The sequence below is a fragment of the Methylovorus sp. MP688 genome, from assembly GCF_000183115.1.
GTDB classification, from domain to species: Bacteria; Pseudomonadota; Gammaproteobacteria; order Burkholderiales; family Methylophilaceae; genus Methylovorus; species Methylovorus glucosotrophus.
Map to the genome: position 1 here is coordinate 1983502 of NC_014733.1, position 20610 is coordinate 2004111.

Consider the following 20610-nt stretch of genomic DNA (forward strand, 5'->3'; position numbering starts at 1 on the left):
CAGTTATTTAACAAAGGGAATTCCATGCAAGAAGAAAATCAACATCCTGAACAGGACGAAATTTCAGAAGCCCAGGACGCGGGTGCAGCAGGCTCGCTGGATGCGCGGATTGCCGAGCTTGAGGCGCAACTGGCAGAGCAGCAGGCCAATGTGCTGTATGTGAAAGCTGAAGGCGAAAACATTCGCCGTCGTGCAGCTGAAGATATCGACAAGGCACGCAAGTTTGCCCTGGAAAAATTCTCCAGCGAGCTGCTGGCCGTCAAAGACAGCCTGGATGCTGCCTTGGTCGTGGAAAATGCCACCGTGGAAAGCTACAAGAGCGGGGTGGAACTCACCGCCAAGCAATTGCTGAGCGTGTTCGAGAAATTCCACATCACCGAAATCAATCCGCTGGGCGAGAAGTTTGACCCGAACAAGCACCAGGCGATCAGCATGCTGGAATCCGATCAGGAACCCAACAGCGTGATCAGCGTGCTGCAAAAGGGTTATGCCCTGAATGAGCGTGTTTTACGTCCGGCACTGGTGACCGTTGCCAAGGCAAAAAGCTGAAAAACAGCTAAAAAACGGAGAATTTTGGCATAAATCGCAAAAATTTCCGTGGGAATCTTGAATTCCCGATAAATACCCTTACTTATGAAACAGGCATTACCGCAGTAGCAGACATCAGGACAATACCGACACCTCGCGTATTGCCAGCACTGCCAGCAGCGGTTACTCAAAGGATTAAAAAAGGAAAACATCTATGGCTAAAATTATTGGTATTGACTTGGGCACCACCAACTCCTGCGTTGCAGTGATGGAAGGTGGCAAGCCACGTGTGATTGAAAATGCAGAAGGTACCCGTACCACTCCTTCCATCGTCGCCTATCAGGACGATGGCGAAATTCTGGCTGGTGCTCCTGCCAAACGTCAGGCCGTCACCAACCCCAAGAACACCCTGTATGCGGTAAAGCGTCTGATCGGCCGTCGTTTTGAAGAAAAAGAAGTCCAGAAAGACATCGGCCTGATGCCTTACACCATCACCAAGGCAGACAACGGCGATGCATGGGTGGAAGTGCGCGGTCAGAAAATGGCCCCTCCACAAATTTCCGCTGAAGTGCTGCGCAAGATGAAGAAGACCGCCGAGGATTACCTGGGCGAAGAAGTGACCGAAGCCGTGATTACCGTTCCGGCTTACTTTAACGACAGCCAGCGTCAGGCAACCAAGGATGCAGGCCGTATTGCCGGTCTGGAAGTCAAGCGCATCATCAACGAGCCAACCGCTGCTGCGCTGGCCTTTGGTCTGGACAAGCAGGAAGGTGATCGCAAGATCGCCGTATACGACCTGGGTGGCGGTACCTTCGATATCTCCATCATTGAAATTGCCGAAATCGATGGCGAACACCAGTTTGAAGTGCTGTCCACCAACGGTGACACCTTCCTCGGTGGCGAAGACTTTGACAATCGCCTGATCGACTTCCTGGCTGATGAATTCAAGAAGGAAAACGGCCTGGATCTGCGTAATGACCTGCTGGCCAAGCAACGTCTGAAAGAAGCCGCAGAAAAAGCCAAGATCGAGCTGTCTTCCGCACAGCAGACAGAAGTTAATCTGCCTTACATCACGGCAGATGCCACTGGTCCCAAGCACTTGGTGGTGAAGATCACTCGCACCAAGTTTGAAAGCCTGGTGGAAGACCTGATCGAACGCTCGATCAAGCCTTGCGAAGTCGCGCTGAAGGATGCTGGTGTCAAGCTGTCCGACATTCAGGACGTGATCCTGGTCGGTGGTCAGACCCGTATGCCCAAGGTACAGGAAAAGGTAAAGGAATTCTTCGGCAAGGAGCCACGCAAGGACGTGAACCCGGACGAAGCCGTAGCCGTGGGTGCTGCGATTCAGGGTGGCGTGCTGCAAGGCGACGTGAAAGACGTGCTGCTGCTGGACGTAACGCCATTGTCACTGGGTATTGAAACCCTGGGCGGCGTGATGACCAAGCTGATCAAGAAGAACACCACGATCCCCACCAAGGCATCGCAAGTGTTCTCTACCGCTGAAGACAACCAGAACGCCGTGACCATTCAGGTGTTGCAGGGCGAGCGCGAAATGGCCGCCGGCAACAAGAGCCTGGGCCAGTTCAACCTGTCCGACATTCCACCTGCACCACGTGGCATGCCACAGATTGAAGTGACCTTTGACATCGATGCCAACGGTATTCTGCACGTGTCTGCCAAAGACAAGGCCACCGGCAAGGAAAACAAGATCACCATCAAGGCAAACTCCGGTTTGTCCGAAGAGGAGATCAAGCGCATGGAAGAAGATGCGGCTGCCTATGCCGATGAAGACCGCAAGCTGCGTGAACTGGTCGATGCCCGTAACAGCGCCGACGGCATGGTGCACAGCGTGAAGAAGTCGCTGAGCGAACATGGCGACAAGCTGGATGCTGGCGAGAAGGAAAAAATCGAAGCCGCGATCAAGGATGTAGAAGATGCGATCAAGGGCGACGACAAGGAAACCATCGAAGCCAAGACCAATGCCCTGATGGAAGCCTCGCAAAAGCTGGGCGAGAAAGTCTACGCTGAGCAGCAAGGCCAGGCCGGTGGCGCCGAAGAAGCGCAGCCACAAGGCGAAAAAACGGTAGATGCCGATGTGGTGGATGCCGAGTTTGAAGAAGTGAAAGACGACAAGAAGTAATAGTTAAGTACCTTTGCCAGAGGGGAAGTCCAAACCGGGATTTGATCAAACATCAGCTCCCAGCAAGGGCTTCCCTTCAGCATGCTGGTCTACGGCGTCCTTCCGACGCAGTATTGATAATCAGACGATTGAATTGATATGGCAAAAAAAGATTACTACGAAGTTCTGGGTGTCAATCGCGACGCCAGCGATGAGGAAATCAAAAAGTCCTATCGCAAGCTGGCGATGAAATACCACCCGGATCGCAACCCGGATAATCCCAAGGCGGAAGAAAGCTTCAAGGAAGCCAAAGAGGCGTATGAAGTACTGTCCGACGAGCAGAAGCGTGCGGCTTACGACCAGTACGGCCATGCCGGTGTCGATCCCAGTGCAGGCCCGGGCCCCGGTGGTCAGGGCTTTGGCAACTTTGCCGATGCGTTTGGTGACATCTTTGGCGACATCTTCGGCGGTGGCGGCGGCAATCGTCGCTCCAACGTGTATCGCGGGGCTGACCTGCGCTACAACATGGAAATCTCGCTGGAAGACGCTGCGCGCGGCACCGAAACCAAGATCCGCATTCCGGTCATGTCCGAATGCGAGACCTGCCATGGTTCCGGCGCCCGTCCTGGCACCCAGCCCGTAACATGTACCACCTGCGGTGGTCATGGCCAGGTACGCATGCAGCAAGGCTTTTTCTCGGTACAGCAAACCTGCCCCAAGTGTCATGGCAGCGGCAAGATGGTGAAAGAGCCATGCCCGAGCTGTCACGGTGCTGGCCGCGTCAAGAAACACAAGACCCTGTCGGTCAAGATTCCGGCCGGGGTGGATGAAGGCGATCGCATCCGCCTGTCAGGCGAAGGCGAAGCTGGTGTCAATGGCGGCCCGCCTGGGGATCTGTATGTCGTGGTGCATTTGAAGCAACACGATATTTTCCAGCGCGATGGCGGCAATCTGCATTGCGAAATGCCGATCAGCTTCACCACGGCAGCGCTCGGTGGGGAAATCGAGATCCCCACGCTGGATGGGCATGCCAAGATGAAGATTCCACCCGAAACGCAAACCGGCGCCACCTTCCGCCTGCGCGGCAAGGGTATCAAGCCGCTGCGCAGCAATGATCCAGGTGATCTGATGTGCCATGTGGTGGTCGAGACGCCGATCAAGCTGACCGAACGCCAGAAGGAACTGCTGCGCGAGATGGAAGAGATCAACCTGCAAGACTCGGACAAGCACAGCCCACGCGCCAAGGGCTGGATGGACAAAGTCAAGGATTTCTTTCAGTAACGCTTTCAGCAATAACGCCTGGTAATACCCAAAACCGGAAACTGCAACTGTGGTTTCCGGTTTTTTTATGCCTGATAAACGTATTTGCCCTGACCTGAGCCGGGCTTAGCCCATAAGCAGATGGCCGCAATCATGGTCGTACCCATGCCCACTTCCGCCGGATATAAGCCGCCACCTCGGCAGGCGTTAGCGATTGCATGGTGCCATCCTGACTCTGCAGCCAGCCGGCGGATGGCCCCCAGGGACGGTATCGCGCAGGGAAGCCAGGTCCGAACAGGGTCATGCTCGGCGTGCCCATGGCGCTCGCCATATGTCCCAACCCGGAGTCATTCCCCACAAACAATCCGGCATGCTCCAGCAAGGCGGCAGTTTCAAGCAGATTGCATAGGCCGCAGGCATGAATCACCGGCAAGCGGGATCCCTCAGAAAACGCCTCGGCACGGCTTGCATCCTGTTGATTGCCCAGTAGCAGCACGCCATCAAAACTATCCGCGAGCATATTCACCAAGGCAATGAAATGTGCGACTGGCCATATCTTGCCCTCGAAATTCGCCCCCAGACCCAGCGCCAGAATGCGCCGTTCTGTCCAGCCAGCCAGCACCCCTTCAGCAAAGTGCCTATCCCGCGGACTAATCCATATCCGGGTTTCCGGCGTCACCTGGATGCCGAGCGGCTTCAGCGCCGCCGCATGCTTCTCGGCACTGTGCAGATCACGCCCTGCCCGACTGGAAAGCTTGCCCAACTTGCGGCGCGCTCGAATGAAATAAAGCATCCAGTCCGAACGCAAATCTATCGCCAGATCATAACGCTGGCGGCGCAGCAACAGCATCAACGCCAGGCGACCACGCCAGCCTGCCTTTTTATCCAGCACAAACAAGCGGCCAAGATAGGGGCAAGCGCTGAAAATCGCCTGCGATCGAGGGTCGCTGACAATATCGATGACCGCGTCCGGATACTGATGATGCAGGGCCTGCAAGCACGGCGTAGTCAACACCGCATCGCCAATGTTGGAAAGACTCACCAGCAGAATCCGCTGTACCGTGAACTGGTCAGCGAGATGCTCTCCCGGCGCTTGAGCCCAAAAGCGAGGCAACCACTGGCGGAACAGGGATTTCATGTGGCGAATCGGGTGCAGGATCAGCGTATTTTTCATGAATAACAGCATCATTTCAGTCTGTGTCAGTGATGTTTAATTTTGATGACATTTAAGCGGCCTATACTCGCCTTGCCGAATGCGCCTACGGGCGATTCCCCTTGTCATTAACTCTCACTGCATAGGCTAGCTTTGCGATGTCCATATCCCCCACTCTGCTTACCCCCGCTCCAGTCAATGTCCTGACATGGGCAGAGCGCATATTGCCGTGGCTGCTGCCTGTGCTATTGCTCAGCTCACGCACACTGGCAGATATCAGCGTGGTGATGGTATGCCTGCTGTTTTTATACCGCGCCTATCGACTGCAGGACTGGCAATGGGCGAGCCAGCCCTGGTTCAGGCTGGCGCTGGTGTTTGCAGGCTATGTGCTGCTGATCAACGCGCCCCTCAGCATAGCCCCGCAAGCCAGTGTGCTGTATGGGCTGACTTTTCTGCGCTGGCCGCTGTTTGCCGCCGCGCTCGGCTATTGGCTATTGGCAGACCACACCCGTCAGCGCAATTTTCTCTGGGTGTTACTTGCCGCTTGCACGCTGATTGTTGTTGATAGCGCGATGCAATACCTGCTGGGGCATGATGTATTTGGCCGCCCCATGTTCACGGAGAACAGGCTGACGGGGCCTTATAACAGCCCGATTCCTGGCATTACGCTGTTGCGGGTATGGTTTATTGCCATGTTTGCGCCCTTGCTGTTGCTCCCCACCCTGTCCTCGTCCCGACGACAGGCACTGATCATAATCATGCTAGCGACCGGGATGCTCTTCATGTTCATTACCGGCGAGCGCATGGCCTTCATGCTGTTCATCGCAGCCAGTATGGTCACACTGTGCGGCCTATGGCTGAACAAGCGCTCAGGCAGAGCCGAGCTGCGCAGCCATCATTCCCGGCTATGGCTGGCGCTTATTGGTTTTGTGCTATTGCTGGGGCTGGTCATGCTGTTGGCCCCTGCCACGGCGGAAAGAAGTGTTTTCAGTATCTTTGAAAAGCTGGGGCATTTTGCCGATTCTGACTATGGCAAAGTGTTCCGCGCCGCCTACGCTGCCTGGCAAGAGGCGCCTCTGTTCGGCCATGGTTTTCATGCCTATCGGCAGGTGTGCGAACAGATGGGGCTGCTGGCAACGCTGGGCATGACCTGTACCCACGCACACAACCTCTATCTGCAACTGGCTGCCGAAACGGGTGTTACCGGGGTATTGCTCTTCGCATGCATGCTGGGCGCCATCTACTGGGCAGCCCTAGCTCCGCTCATGCGTCACAAGCATTGGTTGCTGGCCGCCCTGTCTTTTTCTGTACTCAGCGTCTGCTTCTGGCCCTTGATCGGCGGCATCAGCCTTCTGAACAACTGGGTAGCCGCCCTGGCCTGGCTGGGCGTGGGCTGGGTGTTGGCCATGCGGAATACGCGCTGCTGATCTCAGTTAAGCCGACACACGGCGGTATCGCACTCAAGCCAGCACGGGCAACTTGGGGCGCAGCTTGTCCATGACCTGGCTGACAGGCAAACTTTCCAGGGCATCCACCTGCAGGGTTTCAAAGCGCCCACGTGCAAGCTCGGAGCGCAAAGGTGAAGTGGAGGCGCCAAACAGAGCCAGTCCGGGCCGCCCCAGGCAAGATGCCACATGGCTGGGCCCGCTATCGTTCCCCACCACAACGGCGGCCTGCTGCAGCACACCAGCCAGGGTGAACCAGTCCAGACCCTGCAATACGCTGCAGGCAAAGCCCGCCGCCAGGTCTTTTTCATCCGGACCCAATATGCTGACGCAGGCATGGCCTTCACGCTTCAGCGCGGCCGCCAGCTCGGCATAATGCGGCCAGCGCTTTTCCGGATGCCGTGCCGAAGACCCGGGAAGAAGCGCGACATAAGGCCGGGTAATGCCATGCTGTGTGAGCAAGCTCTCCACATTGGCTGCCATCCAGCTCAAATTCGGCTGCATGGCATGGCTGGCATCAATCCCCGCTTCCTGCAGCAGATACTGCTGGCCGCGCAAACCCGTCACCGGTGCCGGGCCGCGCAAACGCCCTATCCAATGGGCATGACGCAACATACTCCGACGATAAACAGACGTCCGTGTGGAATTTTGCAGATCGATCACGGTATCCCACCGCACCGCGCGCAAACGCCGATACAAGTCCCATTGCCGGGGCAGATGCCATAGCGGTGCCCGGGTATCCACCAGCACTTCATCAATATGCGGGCAGCGCTGCATCAGCCCGACAAAACCAGGGGTAGTAAGCAGCGCCAGGTGCGCATGCGGAAAATGCTGGCGGATATCGTGCAACACACCTTCGGCCTGCATGAGATCGCCGAATGCGCCATGCTTGATAATCAGTATGTGCCCGGATCGGATGGGTCTGGTCATGCCACCCCCGCCATGCCGTGATGGAGTCGCCAGGCAAGCTTACGCATGGTGGACGAGGCGGCGGTAGACCGCCAATGTATTGGCCGCCATGACGGGCAATGTCAATTGCTGGGCGGCAAACTCTCGGGCAGGTTGCTGCAAGGCCGCCCATTCTGTGCGCCTGCTCAGCCAGTGGCAGAGGCGCGAGCGCAAGCTAGCAACATCTCCCGTGGGGACAATAAAGTCAGGGGCAAGCACTTCGTTGGCAACAGGCACATCCGTGGCTAACACGCATGTGCCCAGCAACAAAGCCTCGTTGCAGACATAGGAAAAACCCTCCCGGCGTGAGCTGATCAGCACGGCGTCAGCCGATCGCATCAGGCTGGGCGCATCGTCCCGGTGGCCGGTCAAAACGCATCGTGTAATGGTGTTCAAGCTCTGCGCGCGCTTTGTCAGTCGTGCATGCTCCGGCCCGTCACCCACAATCAGCACCGCCAGTGGCAAGCCGTCCACCGCCTCCAGCAAAAGATCAAAGCCCTTGGCGTGTACCAGGCGCCCCACTGCAACCAGCACAGGGTAATCTGCCGGCAATGCAAATTGTTGCCTGATATCCAGCGCTGCGGCCTCAGGTGCAACGATGCCGTTATACACCACGGAGGTTTTTTCCGGCGGCAGTGACGAGGCTAATTGCCGGCTGACCGCGATGACATGATCGAATCGCGCATAGAGACGCACATCGCGCTTGATATTGTGCAGGGTGGCGAGTACGGGCAAGGCTAACCATGGCCGCAACTGATTAACCAGAGAGGCGGCTTTGTTGGCCTGGGCATGCACCAGATCATAGCCGCCGCGACGCAAGGCCAGCAGGAGCTTTAACAGCAACCATGGGTGATAGCGGCCCAGATGCGCGGGTATCGGCATCCGTCCGATATTGGCAGGCAAACTTGCCAGAAAGGCGGCGGGGGCGGCAATGGTGATGTCATGCCCCTGCCGCACCAGCTCGCTGGCGAGTTCACGCACATGCTTTTCCAGTCCGCCATTGCCACGGCTTGCCATAACCATGCAGATATTCATGCGGGCGCTACCTGCTGTGGCAAGCTGGTGAGTTCGTGATAAATCGCCAAGGTGTTTTCCAGCATGGTCTGCAAGCGGAACACCCGGTTTTCCGGCACCTGCGGTGGCTCTTGCAGCCATGCAAGACTGAGTCTCAGCGCCGCATCCAGATCGCCCACGGCTATCGCGCCCTGTGGCAGAAGCTCGGCCAGCTGCTCGGCCACGCCGCCATGCGCATAGGCAATCACCGGCACGCCCATGCTGAGCGCTTCCATGCTCACCCGGCCAAACGCTTCCGGCTGCCGGGAAAGGGAAAACACCATATGCGACATCGCCATGATGTCGCGGATATCCTGCCGATGGCCGGTAAAGGTGATGCGGTCTGCAACACCCAGCCCCTGGGCCTGCAGTTTCAGCTCGTCCAGATACGCCGCCTTGCCCGCCTGCACATCGCCCACCACCAGACCGTGCACATTGGCACCTTGCTGCCGGAGCTGCGCCAGCAAGGTAATGAAATCCTCCTGGCCTTTCCAGCGGGTGAGCCTGGCAGGCAAGGTCAGCAGCTGGCGCCCCTGGGTTTCAGGATAATCGTGGTACCACGCCTCCAGCCAATCGGCCCTGGGTCGGTAACCATGGCGATGCACGGCAGGGTCCACGCCGCGGTAATTCAGTCGCAATCGGCCCGCATCCACCGGGTAATGCTGCAAGACATAATCGCGGATCATGTTGGAAATGACGATCACGCGCTCGCCCTTGGTCATGACAGCACTATAGGCGGACACCGAATAGGTGCCATGTACCGTGGTCACCAGGCGCGGGCGTTTGGCAGGATCCATGCCCTTCCATGCCAGATAGCAGATCCAGGCAGGAAAGCGCGAACGCACATGCAGAATATCCACGGCATGCTCGCGCAGAAAATGCCGCAATGGCCGCACCAGACGCAGGCTTAAAAAGGATTTGTGGCCGACCGGCCATTGAAAATGTTCGCTGCCCTGCTGTTCCAGCTGCTCTACCAGACGGCCGCCGGCGGACATCACCAGCGAACGGTGGCCCTGCTGCACCAGGTAATGACCCAGCTCCAGCGTGCCGCGCTCCACGCCGCCTGATTCCAGCGCAGGCAGCACTTGCAGCACGGTAAGTCTTTTGTGGGTCATGCGAAACAGATCAGGCGATGGTTGCTGTCGCCACCTTTGGCACGGAGGCTGGCACTGGCTGCAACCAGCGACGCAGTATCCAGTTGGCGCAGCGGTCGGCTTCGGTAAAACCGGCCACCGGGTGCAGACGCTGCTGATAGTGGGCATCGCTATCAAAGCGCACGATCATGCCTTGCTGCAGCAAGTGCTCCACGCCGCGCGATACCCGGTTTTCCTGCTTCAGAGGCAAGTTCAGCAGCCCCACCGCCACTTGCGCCGTCAGCGCTTCGTAGACCATGGAAACCGAATCTTCCGAGACCCAGGCGGTGGCAGACTGCGCCAGCTGCTCGGCGACCCAGCCCGGCTGGGTCTGGCTGAAAGGCACCACGCGCAGATTGGGGGCTGACAGGCTATGCAGACCGACGATGAAATCCGCCGGCGTGCGACGCGAGGTGGTCAAGGTGTACTGCATCCATGGGCGATGCGCGAGCAACTGGCGAATCTGGGACAGCATGTTCACGGTATCCCAGCCGTAATGGCGCGAGGGCCCGCCTATCATGATCAGGGTTTTGTTTTCCTCATGCCGGCCTTCGGCATGCAAGGGATTCAGTACGCCGCGTGTTTCGATGTAATTGCCGCCGCCACGGTAACGGTCATGCTGGGGAATCAGGCACAGGTCAAACAGGGCCACCGGCAGACTGGGCTGCATCAGCACCACGGCCTTGCCGCCATAAGCACGTCGCGCGGCCAGCATAGGCAGGTGAGTGCGATGCCCGGCGCCGATGATTAGATCCGGCAAAGGCAAGCCACGCGCAAACGGCCAGGTCGCGCTGGCAACGTTGAACAGCGATTCCACTTGCCCGCTCACCCGTATATCAAACGACTCGCAGGCCTGATGGCGCTGCAGGGATTTGACCAAGCCCAGTGTCTGGGTTTCGTGCCCGGGCTTTCCATCCAGCAGACGCCAGACGATGATGGGATTAACGGAGGTGCTCATTTCATGGGTGCCTTGGATATGCATGGTCAGCATGTGAGCAAGGCCGACATTTACATCGACCTGCGCACGACTGCCGCACACTATAGGCAGGCTTTATTGCGGGCTGACGTCAGAAAGATGACAGCCGCGTGATGGCGGGCTGGAAGTGACCAAGACAGCACATAAAAAAATCCCGAACCGCGTTCACGATTCGGGATTCTGTTAGCTCAGGGACATCAGCGCTATTTCTACTGAACGTTGTCCAGCAACTGCTGGCGCCCCTGCGCATCCAGCTTGCCGTACATGCGATTGATACCGCTGACCACAGCGAGGATGGATGAGGTTACCAGATTCTGGTGCAGGCCTGCGCCATAGACGCTGCCTGCGATGCCGGTCATGCCGAGTTCAGCAAATGCCACGGCCTGGGCATCGGCGCCCCCGGTCATCGCACGCTCTTCGTAATCCAGAATATTCACCGGGTAACCCAAGGCATGCACCAGCGCATCTATCGGCCCATTGCCCTCGCCTTCGCGCACCACGGTTTCGCCATGCAGGCGCACGGTGAGCTTGATATGTTGCCGGCCAGCATGCTCGGTCAATTCGTGACCGACATAATGCAAGGGCTCCCTGGCAAACAGGTACTCGGCTTCAAACAGCTGCCAGATCCCTTCGGCTGACACTTCCTGCCCGGTGGCATCGGTCAGCTTCTGTACGGCGGCACTGAACTCCACCTGCATGCGGCGCGGCATGGACAAGCCGTAACCGCTCTCAAGCAGGTAGGCAATGCCGCCCTTGCCGGACTGGCTGTTGACGCGAATGATGGAATCATAAGTGCGACCGACATCATGCGGGTCTATCGGCAGATATGGGACCTCCCACAAGGTATCCGGTTGTTGCGCGGCAAAACCCTTCTTGATCGCATCCTGATGTGATCCGGAAAACGCGGTAAACACCAGGTCACCGGCATAAGGATGACGCGGATGCACCGGCAACTGGGTGCAGTCTTCCACCGTGCGCGCAATGGCATTGATATTGGAGAAATCGAGCCCGGGATGCACGCCCTGGGTGTAGAGATTCAAGGCCAGGCTGACCAAGTCCACATTCCCCGTGCGTTCGCCATGACCAAACAAACAGCCTTCGATACGGTCCGCCCCAGCCATCACGGCAAGCTCGGCAGCGGCGACGGCCGTGCCACGGTCGTTGTGCGGGTGGACGCTCAGAATCACGCTATCGCGGCGGGCGAGGTTGCGGTGCATCCACTCAATCTGGTCTGCGTAGAAATTCGGCGTGCCGACTTCCACCGTGGCGGGGAGATTCAGAATCACTTTGCGCTCGGGCGTGGCGCCCCAGGCTTCCGTCACGGCATCGCAGACTTCCTTGGCAAAGTCGAGCTCGGTGGCGGTAAAGGTTTCCGGGCTGTACTGGAATACCCATTCCGTCTCCGGCTGCTGCTCGGCCAATTCGCGAATCAGGCGAGCGCTGTCGACGGCCAGCTGCTTGACCTGCGGCTTATCCATGCGGAACACGATGCGGCGAAACTCGGGAGCAGTAGCGTTGTAGACATGCACAATGGCACGCCGCGCGCCACGCAAGGCCTCGAAAGTGCGGCGAATCAGGTCTTCACGCGCCTGCGTCAACACTTCAATGGTGACATCGTCCGGGATATGCTTTTCTTCGATCAGCCTGCGCACGAAGTCAAAATCGGTTTGCGAGGCCGAGGGAAAGGCGACTTCAATCTCCTTGAAGCCGATCTGCACCAGCATCTTGAACATACGCATCTTGCGCTCAGCATTCATGGGCTCAAACAAGGCCTGGTTGCCATCGCGCAGGTCGGTACTCATCCAGATGGGAGGATGGGTAATGGTCTTGCCTGGCCATTGCCGGTCAGCCAGTGCCACCGGCGTAAATGGTCGGTATTTCTTATTTGGTTGCTTCAACATCATGGTCATTCCTGTTCTTGATAATTCGTTACTAGACAAAGACGTAGTCTGTGGCACACAGGTTGTCAGGCAGCCACCGGCACATGGCCTGACAACCGGTCATTAGTCGTTCGCAAAGCAAAAACACAATATTCAACATGGGGTCGCTCTTTCTGAAATAGCGATGGATCAGCCCCGGTCTCACACGAGACGGGCAGCGGGTAAAGCCAACAATAGGGGGAGAATTTAGATGCGCGCGACGCGCAGCAGTCGCAGGCCGAGGAGGTCGGCCAGCTGCAGGGAGAGTGCGGAGATGTTCAAAAATTGACGCATGGCAGCATCTTAATCAATCTGCCGCCATGCGTCAAACAGCAAAAAACGCTATCAGGCCAGATGCTTGCGGATTTCCTGCGCTGCCTGATTAAGGGCAGCACGGGTTGGTGGCGTCAGGGCCAGGGCATTCAGCAAGCCAAAATCATGAATGGTGCCTATATAACGGGTGGCGGTGACTTTTACACCCGCCTCATTCAGCAGCCGGGCATAGGCTTCGCCTTCATCGCGCAGCACATCGCATTCTGCGGTCTGGATCAAGGCAGGCGGCAAGCCCTGCAACTGCTCGGGATCGGCCTTCAAGGGCGAAGCATAGACCTCGGCACGCGACTCATCATTGGCCGTGTAATTGTCCCAGAACCACTTCATCATGTTGCGCGTGAGGAAATAGCCATCTTCAAAATCGTCGTATGAGCCGGTATCGAAATTGGTATCGGTCACCGGCCAAAACAAGGTTTGATGACGAATGGTCGGGCCGAAACGGTCTTTTGCCATCAGGCAGACCGCGGTGGCCATATTGCCGCCGGCGCTATTGCCAGCTACGGCGAGTCGCTGACCATCCAGCCCTACCTCGTATCCATTTTCAGCTATCCATTTGGTGGCGAGATAGGCCTGAATCACCGCTGTCGGATACTCCGCTTCGGGTGACCGTGTGTAATTGACGAACACCACCGCACAGCCTGACAGCACGGCAATGTCACGTACCAGGCGTTTATGCGTAGGGAAATCGCCCAGCACCCAGCCTCCACCGTGAAAGAACATCACCACCGGCAAAGGCGCCGTGCCGGAGGCCGCGGGGCGCACGATATCGAGCTCGATGACGTGGCCTTCGCAATCGATCGTCAATTGCCGTGTGTCGATGCCACTGAGGTCGACCACGGTTTCCTGTTGCGCCTGTTCCAGCACCTGCCGTGCTTCGGCTGGGCTCAGCTTCTCCATGGGGGTGCTATCAGCCTCGGCCAAGGTTTGCAGGAAAGCACGCGTTTCGGGGTCCATCCCGCGGTATGGGTCTTGTGTAAAGGGTTTAATCAAGGGATCAAGTATGTTCACAATATCTCTCCATCACAGGGTGAAAAACCGCTTTTGTAGCGGTGCATCGGGATATTGTGGCGGCATTGAACGCGAGGCGATGCCCGCCGCTGGCTGATTTGCTTGTAGGCGTATCTTGCCGTTTAGGTGGTAAATGAAATGAAAAGGCTGGCCACATGCCGGGCCAGCCTATTTTCAGTATGGCGGACGATCCGCCATCAGGGCGTATTAAAAAGTGCCTTTCTGGATGAACTCGACCTTGTAACCATCGGGGTCTTCAATAAAGGCAATGACCGTGGTGCCGTGCATCATGGGACCAGCCTCACGAACAACCTTGCCGCCTGCCTGCTTCACGGCTTCACAGGCTTTGTAGGCATCGTCCACCTCGATGGCGATATGGCCATAGGCATTGCCCTTGTCGTAACTTTCGGTGCCCCAGTTATAGGTCAGCTCCAGCACGGTGTTGTTTTGCTCATCGCCATAACCGACAAACGCCAGGGTGAATTTTCCATCCGGGTATTCGTGTTTACGCAATACCTGCATGCCCAGCACCTGGGTGTAAAACGCAATGGATTTATCAAGATTGCCGACGCGCAGCATGGTGTGTAACAGTCGCATGGTCTCTCCTCATGGCAGTTTATTGTTGAATTAACTGCCCTATTATAGGCCTTCGCTATAGGCCTTTGCAGACTTATAAGCCTATGCGGTCTGTTGCTGAAGCCAGTCACGATAAAGCTCGGGCTCACCGCGCAAACTTCCGGCTTCCCCCTGATAGCCTGCCGTGCCATGTACGGGATAAAACTGCCAGCGCAGCTCCAGCGTCTCGCGCTCCCGCGTGCGGCTGAATTCACGGATGAAGGCATTCACATACTGCAGCAAGGTATAGCTGGCCGGATCATCGGCGACAGCCACCGTGTAATACCAGGGGCTGGGCGCGATATTGCCATTGAGCAACTCAATGCGACCATGCCAGGGACTGTCCTTGCCATTGCAGGCCCAGGCAAAGATGGGCTGGTCTACGGCAAAGGCGTCGATCTTGCCATCGGCAAGCGCATCGTGAATGATGGACTGATCAGTGTAGGCAATCAGGTTGGCGAGGCGTATGGTGCCGCGCTCCTCGCGCTTGTGCTTGCTCCAGCGCAGGCCTGCCGCCTCCAGCGTGGCAAAGGCGCCAGGGTCATTGATGCAGCCCAGCACCTTGCCCTGCAGGCTGCCCAGGCCGCTGATGCGCTCATCCCCTGCCCGCCGCGCCAGCATGTAATGCAGATAGGTATAGGCATCGGAATAGGCGACCTTGTAATAGCTGGCACTGGGCGGCAAGGCACTCCACACCAGATCCGCCTCCGGTTCGCCGCGACTGCGGCCGATATGCAGCAAATCCACGCATTGATCCCAGGGATGCTCGATAAACTCGATCTGCACGCCGAGGTAACGCGCAAAGGCCGTGGCATATTCCACATCCAGCCCGCGCAATGCTTCGCCGGGGCGCAGCCGGAACGACAAGCCCTTGAATGAAGGCTCAATCGCCACGCGCAAAACCCCGCGCTGCAAAATATCGTTCAGGCGATCATAAGCCTGAGGTTTGTAGCCGCCATCCTTGCGCAGTACACGCGCCAGATGCAGGGGCAGTTGCAGCTCGGTGACGCCAGCGCTTTTCTGCAAATCTTCAGCCAGCTCCCTGGCCCAGGCCACTTTGACGCGCTGCCCCTGGTAACTGCCGCGATCCAGATGGTGCATGGTCTCGATCACCTTGCCATGCTCCACCAGTGTCTGCATGGAAGTACGTATCTCGCCAAACGCCTGCTGCACCTTGGAAAACGCCGCCACCGTCTGCTTGTCCACCTGGTCGACGTTTTCGCGGCTGGAATGCCCGAAGCCGATCAGCTGTTGCTGAAAATCCTTGAAATCCAGCATCTGCGAGACTTCATTCGCATTCTGGACGGTATGCCGCGCCAGCTGGCGCACATGATCCGCCACCACGCTGAAACTGCGCCCCGCCTCACCGGCGTGCGCGGCCTGTATGGCGGCATTGACGGCTATCAGCTCCAGTTCGCGACCCACGCGCTCCAGGCCACGCACCACCTCATTCACCTTGGTCAGTTTTTCTGACAAGCTTTGCTCCAGTTGCCACAAGCCTTGCGACAACTCACTGCTGGCTTGCGAGAAATCCTGCTGGGATTGCTCGCGCAGCTGTTCGGCCTCGTGCATGCTGGTTTGCATACGCTCGGTGACCGCCTCCACTTCCATGGTCATTGCACCAACACGGTTCTCCACTTCGACAAAACGCGCCGACTGGGTGCTTTCGGTATTGAGCAATTGGCGCATCAGATGCGAGAGCCGCGCACCCAGGCCGGCAATGCTGATGTTGGCATCTGGCGGGCGTGTCGACATGGCAGACGTCGCTGGCGCAGCAGATACGCTGCGATCAGGCGCCTCATAAGAGGTAAGCGAAGAGGAAACCGGCGTCATGTTAATCCCAGGCAATGAAGTCCGTGCAATGGACGATATGGCTGTATGCAGGCAAAAATTATGCCTGAAGATTAACAATGTTTACTTCTATGAAAAATTCCCGCCTGGATAAAACGGAGGAACTCAGGCTTTGCCGACCAGCTTCAGGTATTTCTGATAGAGCTGATCGCGGTTTTCCACGACATCCGGATCCAGGGGAATACAGCTGACCGGGCAGACATCCTGGCACTGCGGTTTATCGAAATGCCCCACACACTCGGTGCAAAGGGCAGGATTGATGACGTAGATTTCAGCGCCCTGGGAAATGGCGCCATTGGGGCAAGCCGGTTCGCACACATCGCAATTGATGCATTCATCGGTAATCATTAATGCCATGGAAAAACCCTATCGACCCGCCGCGTGGTCCAGTTTGCACTGGATATGCGCCTGCACCAGCGGGGAGACAAAATTGCTGACATCGCCATTGAGCCGGGCGATCTCGCGTACCAGACTGGCAGAGATAAACATGTATTGCTCAGCTGGCGTCAGGAACAGCGTTTCCACTTGGGGAAACATATTGCGATTCATGCCCGCCAGCTGGAACTCGTATTCAAAGTCAGACACCGCACGCAAGCCGCGTATCACCACACGGGCACCCTGCGCCTGCACGAACTCCATCAGCAAGCCCGAAAAGCCCATCACGTGGACGTTGGGGCAATCCTGCAAGACCTCAGAGGCCATGGAGACGCGCTCGTCCAGCCCGAAGAAAGGTGACTTGCCCGGACTTTGCGCCACGGCCACAATCACCCGGTCAAACAGGCCCGCCGCGCGGCGCACGATATCCTCATGACCGCGGGTGATGGGATCAAACGTACCAGGGTAGACGACGGTCAGGCCGCCAGAAGATTCATTCGTTTGCATCCGCCAATTTTAACAGGTGATAGCAAACATTGCCCGCTTTGCCGCTTTTCAGCACCTGCCACGGCGCGCGGTCTGCCAGCACGTACTCGGCTTCGACATACACCCGGCCATCGGGTGCCAGCAAAGCGGCCACCGCTGGCAACAGCTTGTCCAGCCAGCCCTGGTTGTAGGGCGGATCCAGAAAAATCACATCAAAACTGCCAGCCTCCAGTTTGGCGGATGGCGCACTCAACAACTGCGCGGCATCGGCATTGAGCAGGCTGGCGCCGTCAGCGCCTAGCAGGGTTTTACTGGCTTGCAGGGCGCGGAATGCGGGCAGGGACTTCTCCACCATCACCACTTCACAGGCGCCACGCGACAACGCCTCAAACCCCAGCGCACCAGTGCCGGAAAACAGGTCCAGACAACGCATGCCATGCAGATCCTGCCCCAGCCAGTTGAACAGGGTCTGCCGCACGCGATCCGGCGTCGGGCGCAAACCGGGGCCATCGGGGAAACTCAACAGGCGGCTGCGCCAGGTGCCGCCGCCTATGCGTACCTTGTTGACTCCACCCGTCTTGCTGACAGCCTTAGTTGCCACCGACCACCACCGTGACCAGTTTGTGGGTATCAATACGGCGACTGAATGCATCCTTGATCTGAGCCGTGGTCACGCTATTGATATTCTTGTTGAAATCTTCCAGATAGGTCAGCGGCAGCTTGTAGAAGCCGATCACTGCCAGGTAATCCAGAATCTTGCTGTTGCTGTCGAGGCGCAATGGAAAACCACCGGTGATATTCTGCTTGGCCGCCACCAGCTCGGCTTCGGTCACGCCGCCCTGCATGAATTTTTCCAGGGTCTGCTCCACCACTTTCATCGCTTCCGCAGATTGCTCGCGCTTGGTTTGCAAACCAATCTGGAATGGCCCCAGCTCAGCCATAGGCATGAAGTAGCTATACACGCTGTAGACCAGCCCGCGCTTCTCGCGCACTTCTTCGGTCAGGCGCGAAACAAAGCCGCCGCCACCGAGAATGTAATTGCCGACATAGAGGGGAAAGTAATCCGCATCGCCGCGCTTGACGCCAGGGTAACCCAGCAGAATATGAGACTGGGTGGCCGGATGCTGGATGCGCTCATCGACGGCACGCTCCGGGTAAGCCACTGCGGGCAAAGCCGGTTGCGCATCCACCGCAGGCAGTTTTGCTGTCAGGCGCTCGGCAACCTGGTTCGCTTCTTCGCGCGTCATGTCACCTATCATGGCAATCACCGCACCTTTAGCGCCGTAGTGCTGCTGGTAAAACGCTTGCAGATCATCCCGCTTCAGTGCGGCAATGGTTTCCGGCTCGCCACCGTCATCCAGGGCGTAAGGGTGCTTGCCGTACAAGGCTTTCATGAAGGCCTTGCTGGCGATGCTTTCAGGCTGGGTCGCTGCTTCCTGCAGACCGGCAATGGCGCGGGCTTTCTCGCGCTCCAGTGTCGCCTGTGGAAAATCCGGCTGTTGCAGTACCTTGGCAAAGATATCCAGCGCCTGCTCGCGCTCGCGGGCCTGACTCAGGGTGCGCAGCTTGAAGGCGGCACGGTCTGCATCCAGCTCGCCGCCCATGATGGCACCGACATCAGCCATCTTGCGCGAGATTTCCTCATCGCTCATCCCGGCCGCGCCCAGGGTCATCAGATAGCGCGTCATGCCTGCCAGGCCGGATTTATCGGCCACATCGCGCGCGCTGCCCGCAGCAAAATTGACGCTGAGATCAATGATGGGCAAATCGTGATTTTCAACAAAGTAAACATCGGCGCCATTGGCGGTTTTCCATTGCTGGATATTCACCGCCGCCTGGGCAGAGACGCTCAACAGCACGGCGGCCATGCCTGTCAGGCATTTTGCGTAAAGTTTTTTGATCAACATGGGGTTACCTTTGAATTGCGTAAGTTCAGTGTCTGGGCAAGACGCTCGGCCCTGCCCGGTTGCCGGGATTAATGATCGCTGGGCCGGCCCTTGGGCTTGGCGTTAGGATCAATCGGCTGCGGATCCAGCGTCGCCACGGTGAGGTTGTCACGCGTGAGATATTTGCGCGCCACTTCCTGCACCTGCTGCGGTGTCACCTGCTTCAGCTTTTCGGGGTAATCCTTGAGAAAGCGCCATGAGAAGCCGATGGTTTCAAGCTGGCCAATCTGCATGGCCTGGTTGAACATGGAATCGCGTTGGTACACATCCGCCGCAATCACCTGCGCCTTGACGCGGTTCAGCTCATCCTCAGTAACACCGGATTGCTTGATATCCTCGATTTGCTGCAAGAGGGCAGCCTCAATGTCAGCGGCGGTCTTGCCTTCACTGGGCGAGCCATCCAGCTCAAACAGGCTGGTCGCACCGCGCTGGGTAAGGTCATAGCCTGCGCCCACATCCACGGCGATCTGCTGGTTGCGCACCAGATTCTGCGTCAGGCGGGCCGAGGCATTGCCATCCAGCACACCGGCCAGTATCTCCAGCGCGTAGGGTTCCCAGTCATTCACCGGATCACGCAGGGCTGGCACATGGAAGCCCATCAGCACATAAGGCAAGCGGGCGGGCGCCTTGACGATCAGACGACGCTCACCTTTTTGTGCAGGCTCGAGCTGCGGCTTGCGTACCGGCAATTTGCGCGGCTTCAGCGGGCCAAAATATTGCTGGGCCAGCTTGTAGACTTCCTGTGCCTTGACATCACCGACCACGACTACGGTGGCATTGTTGGGGGCATACCAGTTGTTGTACCACTCGCGTGCATCTTCCACGGTCATGTTTTCAAGGTCATTCATCCAGCCCACTACCGGGCGGGCATAGGGGTGCGCCTGAAACACCACAGACTGATATTGCTCGGCCACGGTGGATTGCGGCTTGTCTTCGGTACGCCAGCGGCGCTCTTCCATCACCACCTTGATTTCCTTGGAGAACTCTTCCTTGGTCAATTGCAGATTGGCCATGCGATCAGATTCGAGCTTGAATGACAGTGGCAGCTTGGATTTTTCCAGCTGCTGGTAATAGGCGGTGTAATCACGGCTGGTAAAGGCATTTTCACGACCACCGGCCGCGGCCACCAGGCGGGAGAACTGGCCTGGCTTCACGTTTTTGGTGCCTTTGAACATCATGTGTTCCAGCAAGTGGGCCACGCCGGTCTTGCCGTTCACTTCATCAATACTGCCAGCGCGGTACCACACCTGCGACACCACGACCGGGGAGCGATGATCTTCCTGCACGATCAGACGAAGGCCATTGCTAAGCTTGAATTCCTGGGTTTCTGCGGCGGCAACGCCGGGTAATGTGACACTGGGCACCAGGCCCAGCAGCATGACGATCCTGACTAATTTGCGACTCAACACCTTATTGTTCTCCTTTGATTAGAGCAGCGAACACGCCTCGCGATGCATGCATG

At 57.7% G+C, this 20610-nt stretch carries 18 protein-coding genes; 4 read left to right on the forward strand and 14 right to left on the reverse strand.

All coding sequences use genetic code 11. The features are described from left to right. Window positions 1-24: 24 nt before the first annotated feature. From grpE to dnaJ, 3 genes are all read left to right on the forward strand, one after another. Entirely contained in the window at window positions 25-549 is a 525-nt protein-coding gene (gene grpE / locus MPQ_RS09400; protein WP_013442694.1) for a nucleotide exchange factor GrpE, read from the forward strand. Window positions 550-742: 193 nt separating this feature from the next. Continuing rightward, window positions 743-2668 (forward strand): molecular chaperone DnaK, encoded by a 1926-nt coding sequence (dnaK, locus tag MPQ_RS09405; protein ID WP_013442695.1) that lies wholly within the window; start codon window positions 743-745, stop codon window positions 2666-2668. Window positions 2669-2806: 138 nt separating this feature from the next. Further along, entirely contained in the window at window positions 2807-3928 is a 1122-nt protein-coding gene (dnaJ, locus tag MPQ_RS09410; protein ID WP_013442696.1) for a molecular chaperone DnaJ, read from the forward strand. A 130-nt stretch (window positions 3929-4058) separates the two neighbouring features. On the opposite strand, the gene MPQ_RS09415 is transcribed toward dnaJ, so the two are convergent. Then, window positions 4059-5081, reverse strand: a complete 1023-nt coding sequence (locus tag MPQ_RS09415; RefSeq protein WP_238525296.1) for a glycosyltransferase family 9 protein — start codon at window positions 5079-5081, stop codon at window positions 4059-4061. Between the two features lie 137 nt (window positions 5082-5218). Here MPQ_RS09415 and MPQ_RS09420 point away from each other — a divergent pair, with 137 nt between their 5' ends. Next, window positions 5219-6487, forward strand: a complete 1269-nt coding sequence (locus MPQ_RS09420; RefSeq protein WP_013442698.1) for an O-antigen ligase — start codon at window positions 5219-5221, stop codon at window positions 6485-6487. Between the two features lie 33 nt (window positions 6488-6520). Here the strand turns inward: MPQ_RS09420 and MPQ_RS09425 are convergent, their stop codons facing one another. The 13 genes from MPQ_RS09425 to MPQ_RS09485 all read right to left on the reverse strand — a co-directional run bounded on the left by MPQ_RS09425 (window position 6521) and on the right by MPQ_RS09485 (window position 20527). Continuing rightward, a complete protein-coding gene (locus MPQ_RS09425; RefSeq protein WP_013442699.1) occupies window positions 6521-7435 on the reverse strand; it encodes a glycosyltransferase family 9 protein in 915 nt (304 codons plus the stop codon). A 39-nt stretch (window positions 7436-7474) separates the two neighbouring features. Continuing rightward, on the reverse strand, window positions 7475-8476 hold the full coding sequence (locus MPQ_RS09430) for a glycosyltransferase (protein WP_238525297.1): 1002 nt from the start codon (window positions 8474-8476) through the stop codon (window positions 7475-7477). Window positions 8477-8484: 8 nt separating this feature from the next. Continuing rightward, entirely contained in the window at window positions 8485-9621 is a 1137-nt protein-coding gene (locus MPQ_RS09435; protein WP_013442701.1) for a glycosyltransferase family 4 protein, read from the reverse strand. Between the two features lie 10 nt (window positions 9622-9631). Then, complete coding sequence (locus MPQ_RS09440; RefSeq protein ID WP_013442702.1) at window positions 9632-10597, reverse strand: mitochondrial fission ELM1 family protein; 966 nt, start codon at window positions 10595-10597, stop codon at window positions 9632-9634. A 227-nt stretch (window positions 10598-10824) separates the two neighbouring features. Continuing rightward, entirely contained in the window at window positions 10825-12516 is a 1692-nt protein-coding gene (leuA, locus tag MPQ_RS09445; RefSeq protein WP_369750515.1) for a 2-isopropylmalate synthase, read from the reverse strand. A gap of 363 nt (window positions 12517-12879) precedes the next feature. Next, window positions 12880-13875, reverse strand: coding sequence for an alpha/beta hydrolase (locus tag MPQ_RS09450; protein WP_013442705.1), 996 nt, complete (start codon window positions 13873-13875; stop codon window positions 12880-12882). A gap of 207 nt (window positions 13876-14082) precedes the next feature. Further along, on the reverse strand, window positions 14083-14472 hold the full coding sequence (gene gloA, locus MPQ_RS09455) for a lactoylglutathione lyase (RefSeq protein WP_013442706.1): 390 nt from the start codon (window positions 14470-14472) through the stop codon (window positions 14083-14085). 81 nt (window positions 14473-14553) lie between these two features. Next, window positions 14554-16323: a methyl-accepting chemotaxis protein gene (locus MPQ_RS09460; RefSeq protein ID WP_013442707.1), complete on the reverse strand. Its 1770-nt coding sequence runs from the start codon at window positions 16321-16323 to the stop codon at window positions 14554-14556. Window positions 16324-16446: 123 nt separating this feature from the next. Beyond that, window positions 16447-16698, reverse strand: a complete 252-nt coding sequence (locus MPQ_RS09465) for a YfhL family 4Fe-4S dicluster ferredoxin (RefSeq protein ID WP_015830523.1) — start codon at window positions 16696-16698, stop codon at window positions 16447-16449. Between the two features lie 9 nt (window positions 16699-16707). Beyond that, window positions 16708-17223, reverse strand: a complete 516-nt coding sequence (coaD, locus tag MPQ_RS09470; protein ID WP_013442709.1) for a pantetheine-phosphate adenylyltransferase — start codon at window positions 17221-17223, stop codon at window positions 16708-16710. Further along, the gene (rsmD, locus tag MPQ_RS09475) at window positions 17210-17803 is read right to left on the reverse strand and encodes a 16S rRNA (guanine(966)-N(2))-methyltransferase RsmD (protein WP_013442710.1); all 594 of its coding nucleotides are present in this window, start codon (window positions 17801-17803) and stop codon (window positions 17210-17212) included. Before rsmD ends, coaD begins: the two co-directional genes overlap by 14 nt. After that, window positions 17793-19109: a pitrilysin family protein gene (locus MPQ_RS09480; RefSeq protein WP_013442711.1), complete on the reverse strand. Its 1317-nt coding sequence runs from the start codon at window positions 19107-19109 to the stop codon at window positions 17793-17795. Before MPQ_RS09480 ends, rsmD begins: the two co-directional genes overlap by 11 nt. A gap of 68 nt (window positions 19110-19177) precedes the next feature. Next, entirely contained in the window at window positions 19178-20527 is a 1350-nt protein-coding gene (locus MPQ_RS09485) for a pitrilysin family protein (RefSeq protein ID WP_013442712.1), read from the reverse strand. Window positions 20528-20610 lie beyond the last annotated feature (83 nt).

Coding starts and splice junctions, on each gene's coding strand:
- grpE (WP_013442694.1), top strand. CDS start 25: ATGCAAGAAGAAAATCAACATCCTGAACAGGACGAAATTTCAGAAGCC.
- dnaK (WP_013442695.1), top strand. CDS start 743: ATGGCTAAAATTATTGGTATTGACTTGGGCACCACCAACTCCTGCGTT.
- dnaJ (WP_013442696.1), top strand. CDS start 2,807: ATGGCAAAAAAAGATTACTACGAAGTTCTGGGTGTCAATCGCGACGCC.
- MPQ_RS09415 (WP_238525296.1), bottom strand. CDS start 5,081: ATGAAAAATACGCTGATCCTGCACCCGATTCGCCACATGAAATCCCTG.
- MPQ_RS09420 (WP_013442698.1), top strand. CDS start 5,219: ATGTCCATATCCCCCACTCTGCTTACCCCCGCTCCAGTCAATGTCCTG.
- MPQ_RS09425 (WP_013442699.1), bottom strand. CDS start 7,435: ATGACCAGACCCATCCGATCCGGGCACATACTGATTATCAAGCATGGC.
- MPQ_RS09430 (WP_238525297.1), bottom strand. CDS start 8,476: ATGGTTATGGCAAGCCGTGGCAATGGCGGACTGGAAAAGCATGTGCGT.
- MPQ_RS09435 (WP_013442701.1), bottom strand. CDS start 9,621: ATGACCCACAAAAGACTTACCGTGCTGCAAGTGCTGCCTGCGCTGGAA.
- MPQ_RS09440 (WP_013442702.1), bottom strand. CDS start 10,597: ATGAGCACCTCCGTTAATCCCATCATCGTCTGGCGTCTGCTGGATGGA.
- leuA (WP_369750515.1), bottom strand. CDS start 12,516: ATGTTGAAGCAACCAAATAAGAAATACCGACCATTTACGCCGGTGGCA.
- gloA (WP_013442706.1), bottom strand. CDS start 14,472: ATGCGACTGTTACACACCATGCTGCGCGTCGGCAATCTTGATAAATCC.
- MPQ_RS09460 (WP_013442707.1), bottom strand. CDS start 16,323: ATGACGCCGGTTTCCTCTTCGCTTACCTCTTATGAGGCGCCTGATCGC.
- MPQ_RS09465 (WP_015830523.1), bottom strand. CDS start 16,698: ATGGCATTAATGATTACCGATGAATGCATCAATTGCGATGTGTGCGAA.
- coaD (WP_013442709.1), bottom strand. CDS start 17,223: ATGCAAACGAATGAATCTTCTGGCGGCCTGACCGTCGTCTACCCTGGT.
- MPQ_RS09480 (WP_013442711.1), bottom strand. CDS start 19,109: ATGTTGATCAAAAAACTTTACGCAAAATGCCTGACAGGCATGGCCGCC.
- MPQ_RS09485 (WP_013442712.1), bottom strand. CDS start 20,527: ATGCTGCTGGGCCTGGTGCCCAGTGTCACATTACCCGGCGTTGCCGCC.